This is a genomic window from Engelhardtia mirabilis (genome assembly GCF_007748095.1).
GTDB lineage: Bacteria > Planctomycetota > UBA1135 > UBA1135.
The window spans coordinates 2837092-2852312 of sequence record NZ_CP036287.1 but is presented as its reverse complement, the minus strand read 5'-3'; the positions used below and the strand labels follow the sequence as shown (position 1 = coordinate 2852312).

Here is a 15221-nt window from a genome sequence, read left to right as displayed (position 1 = left end):
TCCCCCCATGCTGCTCCTGACCCTCAGTCTCTGGGCGCCCATCACGGCTCCCGTGCAGGGCCCTCCGTTCGAGCTCGCCGAGCCCCAGGCCCTGGCCCAGGGCCTCGTCCGGCTCGAGGGTCAGTACCCCGGCCTGGCCCAGCGCGTACCGGTCGGGACCTCCGCCGCCGGGAGCGAGATCCACGCCCTGCGGATCGCGCCCACGCCCCTCGATCCGTCCAAGCCGGCACTGCTCTTGATCGGCGGGCTGGAGCACGAGCGCAGCTTCGAGGCCAACCTGGTGTTCGAGCTGAGCGAGCGCCTGCTCGTCGCCCACGCCAAGGGTGACGCACGCGCGCTGGCCCTGCTCGACGCCTACACGATCTACTCGCTTCCGGCGCCGAACCCCGACGGCCTCGCGCGGGCCGCCGCCAGCCCCCTCGGCAGCCACGTGGGCGACGGCCCGGACGTGGACGACGACCGCGACGGCCGGCGCGGCGAGGACCCCTGGGCCGACGTGGACGGCGACGGCCGCATTCTGTGGATGCGTGTGCCCGACCCCGACGGGGGCTGGACCGCCGATCCCCACGACCCGCGCGCCAACGTCGAGGCCGACGTCCTGGCCGACCTGCCCCACAGCTTCCGCCTCGAGCGCGAGGCCCGCGACTCCGACGGTGACGGCAAGATCGCGGAGGATCCGGCCGGCGACCGACTGTTCGAGGCCAACTTCCCCGCCGACTGGCCCGAACACGAGCCGCGCGCCGGCGGTTGGGCCACCCAGGACCCGGCGGTGCGCGCCCTGTGCGACTTCGTCGTCGCCCACGAAGATCTCGTCGTCGTCGTCGCCCTGGGAGCCCAGGACGTGCTCGTCTCCCCGCCCAAGGCCGCCGGTCGCGGCAGCGGACGCGTGCCGGCCAGCGGGCCCACCGAGGAGGACCTCGAGTACCTGACCAAACTGGGCGAGCGCTACCGCGAGGCGACCGGCGTGAAGCAGGCCGACAATGCGGACGGCGCGGGGACCTTCCAACGCTGGGCCTACGACCACCGCGGCCTGTGGACCCTCTCGGCCCGCCCGTGGACGATGCCCACCGAGGCACCCAAGGCCGAGGAGGCCGCCAGGGAGGACGGCGCCAGCGAACCGGCGCCGGCCGAGGAATCGACGAACGGGTCGGCCCCTGGAGTCCCGGCCGTCGAGGTCCCGGCCGCAGTGGACGCGGAATCCGAAGCGGGCATCGAAGCCGACGCTGTTGTCGAGGCGAACGCCGAAGACGCACCGACGGAAAGCCAGGCCGAGGACGAGGTCAAGCTCCCCGGCAAGCCCAGCGACGACGCCGGTCGCCTGGCCTGGATCGACGCCACCGGCGAGGCCTGGCGCTTCGCCGACTGGACCGCGTTCGAACACCCTGATCTCGGACCGGTGGAGATCGGCGGCTTCACCCCCGCCGCCATGGCCCTGCCTCCGCGCGGCGAATGGGAGAAGATCGCGAGTGGCCAGCTCGAGTTCCTCTACGGCCTCGCCGACACTCCGGCGCGACTCGTGTTGGAACAGTTCGAGGCCACCGAGCTGTCCGCGGGCGTGTGGCAACTCGAGGCGCGCGTGCGCAACGACGGCTGGCTGCCGAGTTCATCCGACGCGGCCCGCCGCGCGCGGATCCAGCGCCCCACTCGACTCTTCCTGCGCCTGCCGGAGGGCACCAGCCTGATCGCGGGCGACCCGATCAACGTGGTGCCGACCCTGGCCAGCGGCGAGAGCCACGAGGAACGCTGGATCGTGCGCGCCGCCGACGTCACGACCCTCTCCGCCGACCTGGTCAGCACCCATGCGGGCAGCGCGAGCGCCCAAGCCACCGTCTCGCGAGGTGAGTCCCGATGATCGCTACCGCACTGTTCAGCACCATCGGTGCCCTCGCCTGGCCCGCGTCCGCTCTGCCGGTGGTGAACTCCACACCGCCTGCGAACGAGCCGCCCGCGGCCGGAGCCTCCGCAGGAGCCCCCGTGTCAGCGGCGCAAGACAGCCGGCCCGCCGGCTTCCCCGGCTTGGCTGCCGGTCGCGCACCCCAGGTCGAGATTCCCTGGAACCGACTCTACGGGCCGGACGAGATCGACGCGCATTTCGCGCGCCTCGCCGCCCGTTGGCCGAACCTCTTGAGCGCCGAGGTGATCGGCACCAGCAGCCTGGGCCGCACCTTGAGGGTCTGGACCCTGAACGACCCGGCCACGGGCCAGGTCAGCTCCAAGCCGACCATGTGGATCGATGGCAACGTGCACGGCAACGAGGTCCAAGCCTCCGAGACGGTGCTCTACACCGCCTGGTACCTGCTCGAGAACCGTGACAGCAACGAGCGCGTGCACGCCTTGCTCGAGCGCGCCTCGTTCCACCTGATGCCGTCGATCAACCCCGACGGTCGCGGCGCCTGGTTCGAGGGGCCGGCCACGGCGAGCATGTTCCGCTCGGGACAGCTGCCGACCGACGACGACCTGGACGGGTTGTTCGACGAGGATCCGCCCAACGATCTCGACGGCGACGGGAACATCACGTCGATGCGGAAGTTCGCGCCCGGGCGCGGGAACTACCGCCTGGACCCGAATGATCCGCGCATCATGGTGCGCTTGGGCCCGGACGAGGAGCCGGGCGACTGGCTGATGCTCGGTCGCGAGGGCATCGACGATGACGGCGACGGCCGCGCCAACGAGGACGACGCGGGCGGCTACGACATGAACCGCGCCTGGCCCAGCGGCTGGCAACCGGAGCACGTCCAGGGCGGCGCGGGCGCCTACCCGCTGTTCTGGCCGGAGACGCGCAGCGTGGCCGAGTACATCGCAGCGCGTCCCAACATCGCCGCGGCCCAGTCGTTCCACAACTCGGGCGGGATGATCCTGCGCGGCCCGGGCTTCGAGGACTACGGCAACTACCCGCGTTCGGACGTGGCCGTGTACGACGCCCTCGGCGCGGACGGCGAAAAGATGCTGCCCTTCTACAACTACTGGATCATCTGGCGCGACCTGTACTCGGTCTTCGGCGGCTTCGTGAACTGGACCTACGAAGGCCTGGGCATCATCAGCTTCACCAACGAACTCTGGGCCGGTGAGCGCAACAGCCCCGACGAGCGCCTCGGCAACTCCACCGAGGACAGGCACTTCTTCGACGACACCCTGCTGATGGGTGCGGGCTTCACGGACTGGACGCCCTACGACCACCCGCTCTACGGCGAGGTCGAGATCGGCGGCTTCGCGAAGGACGTGGGGCGCGTTCCGCCCTCGTTCCTGATCGAGGAGGAGCTGCACCGCAACGCACTGTTCTGCATTCGCCACGCCGAGGCCATGCCGCGGGTGACGATCGACGAACCCGAGCTGACCGACCTGGGCGACGGGATCTGGGCCGTGGATCTGCGCTTCCGCAACGAGGCCGTGATCCCCACGCGCTCGGCCATGGCCGCGCAGAAGCACGTCGGTCTACCGGACGTGATCGAGTTCGCTGGCGCCGGCATCGAGGTGCTCGCCGCCGGGCGACGTACCGACCGTTGGCGGCCGGAGCGACTCGATCTGGTGGAACACTCGCCCGAGCGCGTCGTGCGCGAGGACGGTATCGACGGCAAGGGCGAGCTCGAGCTGCGCTGGATCGTGCGCGGTAGCGGGCCGGTCGAGGTCCGCTACACCGGCGAGAAGATCGTCGACGTCAGCCGCGAGTTCAGCCTCGGCGACTGACGCCAGGCGGGTTCAGGCCTCCTCGGTCCGGCGCGCGATCAGCGCGCACAGGCCGAGGAAGGCCGCGCCCGTGAGGACGACGCCCACCACCGCCGCGAACGAGTTGGCGGCGCCGGAGTCGGTCATGGACGAGTCGGCGACGATGGCCGACGCCAGGGCCGCCGGCGCGGCGATCGCCGCGATCAGTGCGCAGCGCGCGGGGCCGCCGAGCCCGGCGCGCTCCAGGGCCTGGGGCAGGTGCCGCCGATCTCCCACCCAAGGAGCTTGGCCGGCGAGGCGTCGCAGCCGCAGCACGCGCAGGAGGTCCATGACCGGCAGGGCCAGGGCCGGCCACGCCGCGGGGTGCACGGCCACCAGCATGCCCACGGCGTGGCTGCCCGCGTCGCCGAGGTAGGCCTTGGGCAGAACCGGGCCGCCGCGCCGCAGATTCCAAGGCAGGAACCCGAGCAGCGCGCCAGCGGCGGCCGGGCCGGGCAAGAGCAGGGCGACTGCGCCGAACGAAGCCGCCGCGCCGTCGCTGTTGTCGAAGGTGTTGACCGCGTTCATGGCCACCAGGGCGACGACCACCGTCCAGGGCCCTCCGTCGACCAGCAGTGGCAGGCTCGCCGCGAACTGGCCGAAGACCTTGGACCAGGGCGAGAGTCCGGTCGGCAGCCAGTCGTCGAGGGAGCCCAGGACGAAGGCCGCCAGCACCGCGATCAGCGACGGGCCGGTCAGTCCGCCGAGCGGGGGCAGCGTGAGCTCTGTCGCGAGGGCCGTGGGCAGGCCCAGCGCGGCGATCGTGACCAGGACCACCCCCCCTACCGGCGCCGCCGGAATCACCTGGGACTTGCGCTCCATGGGGATCGAACCCGGCCGCGGATCGAGCCACCCGAGGTGCGGAGCGAGGGCTGATAGAAGCGCCGTTCCCAGGGCGCCCAGGAGAGCCACGAGCAGGATCGACATCAGCACGGCGTCAGCGTCCCCGCGCCTGGCCATACAGGCCCAGCTCGACGATGGCATCCCAGACCCCGGGGGGCAGGGCCGAACCGGGGTCGCGGCCGAGCTCCAAGGCCTCGCGCACCGCGGTCGAGCTGTAGGGCGAGGGCAGCTCCAGGGGTACCATGCCCTCGAGCAGCCTGGACACGGCCTGCGGATCGAGTTCCAGGGCCTCGACCGCAGCAACCAGATCGGTGCCTGGGCTGCGCTGGACCACGATCGGCCGGGACCGCTCCAGGAGTTCCCCCACCCGTCGCCAGGAGGGCAGCCCGGCGAGGTTGTCCTCACCCAGGATCAGCCATGGCTGTCCAGCACCGGGGCGGGCGGCGCCCAGGTCGTCGAGGGTCAGGACGGTGTAGGACGGCGGCCGGCGCAGGAGTTCGACCGTCCAGATCGAGGCCCAGGAGGCCGTCTCGACCGATCCCAGCGCCCGGCGTAGGAGCTCAACCCGCGCCGACCCGGGCTCCGGCGGCAGGCCGGTCTTGTGGGGCGAGAGGGCCGCCGGGACGAACACCACGTGGTCCAGGCCGAGGGCCTCGCGGGCCGCCTTGCCCACGTCCAGGTGCCCCTGGTGGACCGGATCAAAGGACCCGCCGAAGAGGCCCAGACGCCGGGCGGCGCGGGCCTGGTTCGAGAGGCTGGCGTAGGCCGCCAGGGCCTCGGCCCCACGGCCGTCGTCAGGTTTACAGGTCGTCACCGCGCGGGATGTTAGCGCGCTGGCCCTACCCCCCAGGGCACCACGGCCGCCATCGGTCACCAGGATCCGGATCCGGCGCGTCCAACTCGTCCGCTGCCGGCGCCCTGCGGACCGCCCCACCGGCCGGCGGGGTTCGAGCCCCGCTCAGGATGGGTTCCCGGGCAAGGTTCCATTGGCGGGCGAGAAGCGCCGGCCCCAGGCCGCCAATTGGGCGTGCTGGGCGTGGATCCTGGTGAGGGATGGCGGCTAGACTCTGGCCCCGCGGACGGGGCTCCCCAGCTCCCCCGCGTAACCGGTCGACGGAGCGTGTGTAGCTACGTTGTCCGTCGATCGACCACCTGCCGCAATCCCCGCCGGCGGTTTCCCCACCCCCGACTACCGATGAACGCGAAGACCGTCCTCGCTATCGCCGCCGCCGGCGCCCTCGCGGGCCTGAGTGGCTGCACCGCGACCCACGAGATCCAGGAAGACCACTGGAACCTGGCGTCGGTGCCCGGCCGCATCAGCTACCAGCTGACCGGTTACCGCGGCCCCGAAGACGGCAGCCTGGCCCACCACGTCGGCAAGGACCTCAGCTCGATCGGGACCACCCTGGGGCGCCACTTCCTGAACTACAACGCCGAGAACCCCTTCCAGGGGAGCACGACGTACAAGACCCACAAGGCGCCCAAGCCGCCGAAGGTGTCCGAGTTCGAGGTCGAGAGCGCCGACGCTCCCCGTCGCGTCTTCGACTGAGAGACTGCGGAGTCGGAGCCCCGGGAGTCGGATACCCGGCATCGGGGTACGAGCCAGACGCTGACAGAAGCACGGAGCCGCGCAGCCTGAAGGCCGCGCGGCTCCGGCCCGTTCGGCGCCAGTGCGCGGAGGGATCCGATGTCGGCGCGCCGGGACCGCGCTCAGGGTTCGATGACCGCGAGGGCCCGCTCGAGGGCGTGCGGGGCGTCGGGATCCAACCACACGATGTCGTCGAAGTGGCGGTACCAGGTGCGTTGCCGCCGCGCGAACTGGCGCGTGCGCACGGCAATCTCGGGCTCCAGGTCCTCGCGCGCGAGCTCGCCGCGCAGGTGGGCCTGGATCTGCGGGTAGCCGAGGGCCTGACCGGACGTCTCGCCGAACCCACCTGAGGCCAGGATCGCGCGGACCTCTTCGATCCAGCCGGCGGCAAGCATCTTCCGCGTCCGGTCGACGATCCGACGCTCGAGCACCTCCGGGGCGGGCTGGAGCCCGACCAACCTGCGGGGCCGGCCGTCCGATCGCGCCCCCTGCTCGTCACGCCACTGGCGCTGGAGCTGTGAGAGGGGAGTGCCGGTCTGCTCGATGACCTCCAGGGCACGTTGCACGCGCCTTGTGTCGTTGGGATGGATGCGCGCCGCCGAGGGCGGATCCAACCGCGCGAGCTCCCCGTGGAGCGTCGCGGCGCCTTCGGTCTCGGCCCGCGCGGCGAGGGCCGCGCGCAACTGCGGATCGGGTCGCGGCACGTCGAAGAGGCCGTGGCAGAGGGCCTTGAGGTAGAAGCCGGTCCCGCCGACGAAGAACGCACGCCGGCCGCGCTGGCGTAGATCCCCCACTACCTGCGCCACGTCGTCCAGGTAGCGCTGGACGTCGTAGCGCTCGGGCGGATCGACCAGGTCGATCAGGTGGTGAGGCACGCGTGCGCGCTCGAGCGCGCTGGGCTTGGCCGTGCCGATGTCCAGGCCTCGGTAGACCAGCATCGAATCCAAGGAGACGATCTCGGCGCCCAGTCGCTCGGCCAGTTCGAGGGAGAGGGCGGTCTTGCCGGCCGCGGTAGGCCCCACCACCGCGTCCACGCGCAGTCCGTCGAGGAGGTCGTGAGCGGCTGCGTTCATCGCACACACGCTAGTGTCCTGGATCCGAAATTCGGCGTCACTTCCCGGGCTCCGATCGCCGCTGGCGTCGCCAGCGCCTCCTCCGAGTATCGCAGCGGATACGCGTCGTCGGCGCGCCTAGCCAGCATCGATCGGACCTCCGGCCAGTGACGCCGAATTTCGGATCCAGGACACTAGCTTCAATCGGTCGCCAGGATCCACGCCGGGCGCGTCCAACTGGCGGTCTGGTGCCGGCGGCGATCGAGATCCGCGCACGGCCCTCGGATAGCGTCGAGCGTCCCGGTCGAGCCCCCAGCGGCAACCTGGCGCCGCTGCCGGTGCATCGGACCCGCTCGCCAGCGGCCGCTGGCGGACTTCTCTGCGCGGGCGGGCCTCGACCCGGCGAGGAGGACGGTTCGCGCGACCGTGCGCCGCGCGGAGGCGATAGGTGGGCGCAAGACGCCGAATGAGCACGCTGGGCTCGAGCGCACGGGACCGAGAGGGGCTCGTCCTTGGCAAGCACTTGGCATGCGATCCGGCCTCGCAGTCTCATCCCGGCGCGCGTAACCTCGCTTGCCATGTCGATCGCCGCCGTCTGCTGTGCCCTGGCTCTGGTCGGGCAGTCGCCGCCCCAAGAGAGCCCCTCCGAAGCCAAGGCACCCGCCGCCGAAGCCGGCGCCCAGGAGTTGGTTCCCGGCGCCCTGCCCGCCGGCAGCCCCCCCGAGGCCCAGGCCCTGTGGAGCGCCATGGTTGATGCCCTGCGCGAGCCGGCGCGACGCTCGACGCCGATCGAGGGCTTCCAGATCCACTTCGACCTGCGCGCGCGCGCGGGTCTGCAGACCAACGACCTGCAAATCGAGGCGCGCTACCTGCGGCCCGATTGCCTGGCCCTCGAGCTGCCCTCCAGGCGCGCCATCGGCATCGGCCCCGCCGGTCCTTGGCTGCGTGAGAGCGACGGCAGCTTCCTGGGCCTGGTCGGTCGCGAGTACGCCTCCGACCAACGGATGCTGCAGCAGACCCTCGCCCTGGCGAAGAACTACCTGGCCCTCAGCGCACCCCATCGCGTGCGCCTGGCGAGCCTGATTGAACTCACCGAGCCGCCCGCGAACCTGCCCGACGTGCGTGGACTCAACCCGCGCTTCCTCGACTGGGTCGAGGTCGTCACGCCGGACTTCAACGTGCTCCAGGCGGAGCCCCCCGGGCGCGAGGGCGACGACGAACCGGCACCCCGCACGCCGCCGCGCCGGGTCCCCTCCCGACCGACGGGAGCCGAGGCTGGCGCCCAAACGCCGGCGGACGCGAGCGCTGAGCAGGCGGAAGCAGAGCCGATGTTCCGCGTCGCGATCGGGATCGATCGCAAGAGCCACCTGCCCGAGGTGCTGGTCCTGAGCGCCGTCGAGACGGACGAAGCGGGCACTGGAGTTCGAGGCACAGACACCGCCAACCCCGCGGAGCAGGTCGTCGAGCACTGCATCCGCCTGCGAGAGTTTCGCCGCGATTCAGGGCTGTACGTCCCGTGGCGACTGGACGTCTACCAGCGTTGGCCCCACGTGCCTGAGATCAGCGCCTACTCCGACCAGCCGGCCCAGGAGATCGACCTGATCAATGCGCGCCTGAGCACTGGCCTCGAGCGCCACGAGTTCATTCCGCCGCCTTGGCGCTGAGTCGAGCTGATCGATGTCGTCGCGTGCTGCGCGAGGGTGCTGACCGCGCGCTGCGCGCCATGCTGCGCTACCGCCGGTGGAAGGCCCGTTCCAAGTCGGCGATGGTGAACCGCACCCGTGTCGGCCTGGCGTGTGGACAGGTCTGATCGGTCTCGAGCTGCGCAGCCCGCTCGAGCAGGGCGCGCATCTGCCCCTGGTCGAGCACGTCGCCGGCCATCACCGACGAGCGGCAGGCGGTGCGGTGCAACACCTCCTCGAGCACGTCCTCCGCCTCGGGTAGCTTCCCGCGCGTACCCATGATCGCGAGCAGGTCACGCACGATCCCCGCGGCATCAGGATTGCGCAGTCGGGCCGGTAGTCCCTGGACCGCAATCGCATCCGGCCCGAAGACGCTCAACTCGATCCCCAAGCGCGCGATGGCCTCCAAGTGCTCCTCGAGCAGCGCGACCTCGTCCGCCCCTAACTCGACGACTTCGGGCACCAACATCCGCTGAACCGCGATCGAACCGCGTCGCAGCTCCTCGCGCAGACCCTCGTAGGTCAGACGTTCGTGCAAGGCATGCTGATCGACGATCTCGAAGCCCTCCGGCACCGCACGCACCACGTAAGTCTTGGCCACCTGCAAGTACGGCCCCGAGAAATCGTCCCGCGGCGCCCAACCGTCCGACCCACTCGCCCCGTGCCCCCCCGCCTGGGGTGCGCGACCCAAGACAGCCGGACCGGCTCCCTGTTCGCGAGGCCGCAGCTCCACGACCTCCAAGCGATCCGGCGATTGAGGTGTAACCCCGCGCTCGAACGACGGTCCACCAGGGTGGAAGGGCGGGGGTTGGTGGGCCAGTCCGCCGGCACCAGATCCGCCGCTCGAGCTTCCAGAACTACCGCCAGAACCACCGCCGGACCAACCCACCGCACCCGACGCCGGTAGCCAACGCTGGCCCGGATGCTCGGTCGGGGGCGTCCAGCCTCCGCGCTTCTCGGCGGAGCCCAACAACTTCTCGCCCGGAGTCGCGATGTCGGTCTCCGCCACCGCGGCGCGTAGGGCGTTGACCAAGAAGCCGAACAGGGGGCGCTCGTCGCGGAAGCGCACCTCGGTCTTCATCGGGTGCACGTTCACGTCGACGCGCTCCGGGGGCATCGAGAGGGCCAGGAACGCGGCCGGTTGGCGCCCCTCCTCGAGGAAGCCCCGGTAGCCCTCCTTGACGACCCTCGTCAGCACCTTGTCGCGCAGGGGCCGCCCGTTGAGGAACCACATCTGGCGCGACTGGTCCCGGCGAGCGAAGCGGGGCGGCGCGACGAGGCCGCTGAGTCGGATCGGCCCGTCGACGATCTCGACCGGCACCAGCGAGTCCGCGAGCTCCGCGCCAAAGGTGCGCCGGACCCGGTCGCGCAGGTCCATCTCCGGCTCGACGTCGTAGAGCCGCCTACCGTCGTGTGTCGCGACGAAGCCCACGCCCACGTGGGCCAGGGCCAAGCGTTGGATCAGGTCGAGGCAGCGGCCGAGCTCGGTCTGGGTCCGCTTGAGGAAGCGACGTCGCGCGGGAGTGTTGTAGAACAGGTCGCGCACCTCGATCGAGGTACCCAGGGGCGCGCCGGCTTCGTGAACTTCACTGCGCTTGCCGCCCTCCTCACGGATCTCGAATCCCGTCGACAGGTCCGCAGTTCGACTGAGGATCCGCACCCGCGCCACGGCGCCGATCGAGGCCAGGGCCTCACCGCGGAAACCCAGGGAAGCGATGTGGTCGAGGTCGGCGAGCTCGTGCAGCTTGCTGGTCGCGTGGGGCGTGAGCGCCAGGGCCAGGTCGGTCGCCCCCATGCCCGAGCCATCGTCGGTGACGCGGATCAGGCGCACGCCGCCCTCTTCGAGGTCGATCCGAACGTTCCGGGCGCCGGCGTCGAGGGCGTTCTCGACCAGCTCCTTGACCACCGACGCGGGGCGCTCGACCACTTCGCCCGCGGCGATCTGGTTGCGTACGACCTCAGGGAGCTCGCGGATCACGGAGTTGGTCTCGGTCGCCATGGGAGGATGCTATCAGCGCCGCCCGGGCTGGGCCGGAGCCGACCAGGCCAGGGCCAGGGAGGTGAAGTCGGAAGCGTCGACCCCGGCGCCGGACTTGGCGCGACGGTCCACGTCGGCGAGGTCTTCGAGCATGCGCGCCCACTCGGCCGCCGAGGGCCGGCGGCGCAGGCGTTCCAATAGCTCGGTCTTGGCCCGCTCCCCGCCGGCGCCGGCCTTGGCCGCGGCGCCCGCCGGGGGCACACCGCGCTCCACGTCCCGCGCCGCGGCCAGACCCTGGCGAACACCGCGGGCGAGGGAGCCGATCAAGATGGCCCCCAGGGCCGCGCGGTCGACGACCTTGCCGCCGTCGCGCCCGGTCATTCCGCCCTGGAACAGGGATTCGATGGCGTCCACGGCGCGGGGCAGGTCGCCGCGGCACAGGTGGTCGGCCACGGCGAAGGGCGAGCCCCCCGCCTGCCAACGGATCACCTCCTGCAGGGCACGCTGTCCGCCGTGACGCAGGCGCTCGAGCTGGTCCTCGATCGCATCCAGGTCGTTGCCCGTCGCTGCCACCACGTAGACGGCCTGGTCCGGGTCGAGTCGCACGCCGAGCTCGCGGGCGCGCGCCACCAGCCACTGCACCAGCTCCACCTGGCGCGGATCGGGGTTCCAGGGCGGAGGCGAGTCCCACAGACGCCGAACGGAGAGGCTGGGGAGCTCGAGCTTCGCAAAGCGCTTGGCGATGGCCTGGTCGGCTCGCATGGCGTTGGCTGCGATCGCCACCGAGCGGCCGGCCTCGGCGCGCTCGAGGAACGAGAGGATCCCGCGCACGAAGGGCGAATCCTTCGAGCCGACCTTCTTCAAGAGGCCGTCGACCTCGCGGGCGATGATGAGCTGGGCGCTCGCGAACATCGGCGGGGTCGCCAGGTCGCCGAGCAGGACCTGGGGGTCGAAGTCCGGATCCGAGGCGTCGTGCACGACGACTTCGACGTCCAAGGCCTCGCTCCGCGAACGCAGGGCATCGAGGACTCGGCGACGGAAGTACCCCTCGTCGCCGCGCACCAAATAGCCGGCGGCGAGCTGCGACGCGACAGCCAGGGACTTCTCGAACGCCGCCACTTGGACGTGGGGCGGGGACTCTCGCTTCTTCGCGGTGGCCATCAGTGCACTCCCTGGATGCCGGAGCCCAGGGCGAGGTCGACGGCCACGCCCACGAAGAGCAGCAGACCGATCCAACCGTTGAGGGAGAAGAAGGCCATGTCGACTCGCGACAAGTCGTCCGGCCGAACCAAGCGGTGCTGCCAGACAAGCAGCGAACCGGTGACCAGCAACGCGAGAGCGAAGGCGATGCCGAGTCCGGCGCTCCACCCGAAGGCGACGAGCAGCAGGGCGGTGGCGACGTGGAGCAGAGACGAGAGGCTCAGCGCACGCGACACGCCAAAGCGCGCGGGGATCGAATGCAGACCTTGACCACGGTCGAAAGCCGCGTCCTGGCAGGCGTAGATCAGGTCGAAGCCCGCGACCCAAGTCAGGACCGCGCCCGCCAGGGCCAGGGGCGCGAGGAGATCGCCCTCCAGGTTGCCGCGCACGGCGACCCAGGCTCCCAGGGGTGCGAGCGCCAGCGAGAGCCCGAGCCATAGGTGCACGGCCCAAGTGAAGCGTTTCGCGAACGAGTAGCCCAAGAGCACGGCGAGGACCACCGGGGAGAGCTGCCCCGCCAGGGGATTGAGGGCGATCGCGGCGATCACGAACACGGCGCAACTCATCAGCACCAGGGCCCCGACCTGCGCGGGGGTGAGCTTGCCGCTGGGTAGCTCGCGTCCGATGGTGCGCGGGTTCTTGGCGTCGATGTGCCGATCCACCAGCCGATTGAAGCCCATGGCTGCAGTTCGGGCCGCAACGGCGCAGACCACGACCAAGGCACCCAACCGCGCGCTGGGCGGACCGCCGGCCGCGACCCAGGCGCTCGCCAGGGCGAAGGGCAGGGCGAAGATCGAGTGGCTGAACTTGACCAGCCGTAGGTGGTCGGAGAGCGCCGCTATCACGGTCGCCTCCCGTCGCCGAACTCCAGCGGCGCCGGCGGATCGAAGCCGGCGGGATCGGCGGGTTCGTCGGGAAGTCCGCGCCACCGAGCGCCGACTCCGTGGGCCAATCCGAGTCGATCGAGGATCTTGCCGACCACGTGCCCGACCAGGTCGTCGAGGTCGCGGGGGCGATGGTAGAAGCCCGGCATGGCGGGCAGGATCGTCGCACCCATCCGCGCCAGGCGCAGCATGTTCTCCAGGTGCACCTCGGACAGGGGCGTCTCGCGCGGCACCAGGATCAGGTTGCGGCGCTCCTTCAAGGCCACGTCGGCGGCGCGCTCGACGAGGTTCGAACTGAAGCCGACGGCGACACGAGCCAGGGTGCCCATGCTGCAGGGACAGAGCACGACCCCGCCGGTCAGGGAGGTGCCCGACGACGGCGGCGCTTCGACCGCTTCGGAGGCGAAGGCGCGCACGTGCGGGGCGATCTCGGAGCCGAGCCAACCCACCAGGGCGGCCGGCAGGAGTTCGCCGGCCACGCCAGCCTCGACGCCGAGTTCGTGGCGCAAGACCTTCGCGCCGGCGGGCGTGATCGACAGGGAGACGTCGCAGCCCAGTCGCACCAGCTCGACGATCAGACGCTCGGCGTAGGCGTGACCGGACCCTCCGGTGAGGCCTACGAAGACGCTGCGGCGATCGGTTCGTTCCTTCGAGTCTGACATGGTCATTTGAACGGGCTGGCGAAGAGGCGGACGGTCAGTGCCCGCGCAGGACACCCGGGCCGGCGCCAAGAATCATCGCCGCGTTGAACAGGCCGTGGGTCCAGGCGGCCACCCCCAGACCGCGCCAGCGGAACAGCGCGCAGAGCAGCAGTCCGGCCAGCACGTACCAGAAGAACCTCCCCGCGTCGAAGGCGTCGCCGCGCCAGCCCAACCAGCGGGTCGCCAGCTCGAAGTGGAAGGCGGCGAAGAGCACGGCCGAGCCAACTGTGGCGGCGACCTCAGCCACCCATCGGGCAGCAACCAAGGGCGCGCCGAAGAAGCTGATCAGGTGACGCACGACGAGGAATACCAGGCTGAAGCCGCCCAGCCGGAAGACGAGCTCCTCGTAGGCGCCGCCCCCGGCCAGGAAGCCGACGGCCGCCAGGTCGGGAGCTCGATCGGGGTACCACTCGTTGAGGGGCAGGGCTGGCGCGGCCGTTCCGAACAGGGACGCCGCGAGGATCAGGGCGGGACCGAGGACCAGGGCGCCGATGGCTCCCTCCACCCCCACCCGCATCAGGGGCGGACCCAGGTGGCCGAGCCGCCTATGGGCAGCCACCGCCGCGGCCACAGCGACTGCCATCCAGAGCAGGACGCGCAGGAGGTGCTCGTGGGGCGCGAGGATCGTGAAAGGGGCCGAGAGGACGACCTCGGCGATGTTGCGACTCCGGCTTCCGGCCGTCCCGACTGCGGCCTCGTAGCAGAGCAGCAGCGGTACCGTGGCCAACAGACCGAGGGCGATCGACGCCGAGGGACGCTCGTCGTACTCCTCCTCGAACTCGTCATCATCCGCCAGGACGGAGAAGAGGGGCGTCATGCTTGGACCACCTCTGCCATCTGAGGGCGACGTCCAACGTGGAGCGCGCAGATGCCCCGAGTGAGCAGGCGGTACTCGACGTCGACCAGGCCGGCCTGGGCCATCTCACGCGCGAATTCCTCGGGCTTGGGCCAGGCCAGCACCGTCTCGGGCAGGTAGCGGTAGGCCCCCCCATCGCCGGAGATCAGCTTGCCGATCAGCGGCAGGATGCGAGTGAAGTAGAGCCGATAGAGCCCGCCAAGAACGGCACCGGGAGGCGTCGAGAGCTCGAGTACCACCACCCGACCACCCGGCCTGACCACTCGAGTCATTTCCCGCAGCCCCTCCAGCCGGTCCGCCACGTTGCGGATGCCGAAGGCAACCGTCGAGACGTCGGCGCGGCCGTCGGCCACGGGCAGCTTCAGCGCATCGCCCTGCATGAAGCGGCGCTCGCTGCACTTCGTGCGCGCGCGCGTGAGCATCTGGGGCGTGAAGTCGACGCCGATGGTCCGCGCCCCGGCCCCGGCCAGGGCCAGGGTCAGATCGCCAGTCCCACAGCAGGCGTCGACCGCCACCGCACCCTCCAGGGGACCTGCCGCCTCGACCGCGGCTGCACGCCAACGCCGGTCGATGCCGGCCGTCAGAAGCCAGTTCAACAGGTCGTAGTGACGGGCGATGCGCCCGAACATCGGACGCACTTGGGAGGGGTCGGGCATGGATCTGGGACCGGATCGCCGAGCCCTAGTGTGCGCCGCAATGGCCCGCGGTTCGACCCCGCCTCCGCCGATCATGGCG

13 protein-coding genes are annotated in these 15221 nt (G+C 71.1%); 4 read left to right on the top strand and 9 right to left on the bottom strand.

What is annotated here, in order from left to right:
- Window positions 1–7 precede the first annotated feature (7 nt).
- Window positions 8–1852, top strand: a complete 1845-nt coding sequence (locus Pla133_RS10425) for a M14 family zinc carboxypeptidase (RefSeq protein WP_145064889.1) — start codon at window positions 8–10, stop codon at window positions 1850–1852.
- Window positions 1849–3684 carry a M14 family metallopeptidase gene (locus tag Pla133_RS10420; RefSeq protein WP_145064887.1) on the top strand — a complete coding sequence of 612 codons (1836 nt, stop codon included), beginning with the start codon at window positions 1849–1851 and terminating at the stop codon, window positions 3682–3684. The genes Pla133_RS10425 and Pla133_RS10420 overlap by 4 nt, the downstream gene beginning before the upstream one ends.
- Before the next feature lie 12 nt (window positions 3685–3696).
- Here the strand turns inward: Pla133_RS10420 and Pla133_RS10415 are convergent, their stop codons facing one another.
- On the bottom strand, window positions 3697–4635 hold the full coding sequence (locus tag Pla133_RS10415) for a hypothetical protein (protein WP_145064885.1): 939 nt from the start codon (window positions 4633–4635) through the stop codon (window positions 3697–3699).
- 4 nt (window positions 4636–4639) lie between these two features.
- Window positions 4640–5359: a nicotinate-nicotinamide nucleotide adenylyltransferase gene (locus Pla133_RS10410; RefSeq protein WP_419192341.1), complete on the bottom strand. Its 720-nt coding sequence runs from the start codon at window positions 5357–5359 to the stop codon at window positions 4640–4642.
- Window positions 5360–5740: 381 nt separating this feature from the next.
- Between Pla133_RS10410 and Pla133_RS10405 the strand changes: the two genes are divergently transcribed.
- Complete coding sequence (locus Pla133_RS10405; protein ID WP_145064881.1) at window positions 5741–6094, top strand: hypothetical protein; 354 nt, start codon at window positions 5741–5743, stop codon at window positions 6092–6094.
- Window positions 6095–6255: 161 nt separating this feature from the next.
- Here Pla133_RS10405 and miaA read toward each other — a convergent pair whose 3' ends face one another.
- Window positions 6256–7206 (bottom strand): tRNA (adenosine(37)-N6)-dimethylallyltransferase MiaA, encoded by a 951-nt coding sequence (miaA, locus tag Pla133_RS10400; RefSeq protein WP_145064879.1) that lies wholly within the window; start codon window positions 7204–7206, stop codon window positions 6256–6258.
- 557 nt (window positions 7207–7763) lie between these two features.
- Between miaA and Pla133_RS10395 the strand changes: the two genes are divergently transcribed.
- Window positions 7764–8849 (top strand): hypothetical protein, encoded by a 1086-nt coding sequence (locus Pla133_RS10395; protein ID WP_145064878.1) that lies wholly within the window; start codon window positions 7764–7766, stop codon window positions 8847–8849.
- Window positions 8850–8916: 67 nt separating this feature from the next.
- On the opposite strand, the gene mutL is transcribed toward Pla133_RS10395, so the two are convergent.
- Genes mutL through Pla133_RS10365 form a run of 6 tightly spaced genes read right to left on the bottom strand, consistent with a single transcriptional unit; the run spans window position 8917 to window position 15142 of the window.
- A complete protein-coding gene (mutL, locus tag Pla133_RS10390; RefSeq protein WP_145064876.1) occupies window positions 8917–10866 on the bottom strand; it encodes a DNA mismatch repair endonuclease MutL in 1950 nt (649 codons plus the stop codon).
- Between the two features lie 12 nt (window positions 10867–10878).
- Complete coding sequence (gene holA, locus Pla133_RS10385; RefSeq protein WP_145064874.1) at window positions 10879–12006, bottom strand: DNA polymerase III subunit delta; 1128 nt, start codon at window positions 12004–12006, stop codon at window positions 10879–10881.
- Window positions 12006–12890, bottom strand: coding sequence for a UbiA-like polyprenyltransferase (locus Pla133_RS10380; RefSeq protein WP_419192340.1), 885 nt, complete (start codon window positions 12888–12890; stop codon window positions 12006–12008). Before Pla133_RS10380 ends, holA begins: the two co-directional genes overlap by 1 nt.
- Complete coding sequence (locus tag Pla133_RS10375) at window positions 12887–13591, bottom strand: UbiX family flavin prenyltransferase (RefSeq protein WP_145064872.1); 705 nt, start codon at window positions 13589–13591, stop codon at window positions 12887–12889. Before Pla133_RS10375 ends, Pla133_RS10380 begins: the two co-directional genes overlap by 4 nt.
- Before the next feature lie 34 nt (window positions 13592–13625).
- Window positions 13626–14447 carry a CPBP family glutamic-type intramembrane protease gene (locus Pla133_RS10370; RefSeq protein WP_145064870.1) on the bottom strand — a complete coding sequence of 274 codons (822 nt, stop codon included), beginning with the start codon at window positions 14445–14447 and terminating at the stop codon, window positions 13626–13628.
- A complete protein-coding gene (locus tag Pla133_RS10365; protein ID WP_419192339.1) occupies window positions 14444–15142 on the bottom strand; it encodes a ubiquinone/menaquinone biosynthesis methyltransferase in 699 nt (232 codons plus the stop codon). The genes Pla133_RS10370 and Pla133_RS10365 overlap by 4 nt, the downstream gene beginning before the upstream one ends.
- Between the last annotated feature and the right edge of the window lie 79 nt (window positions 15143–15221).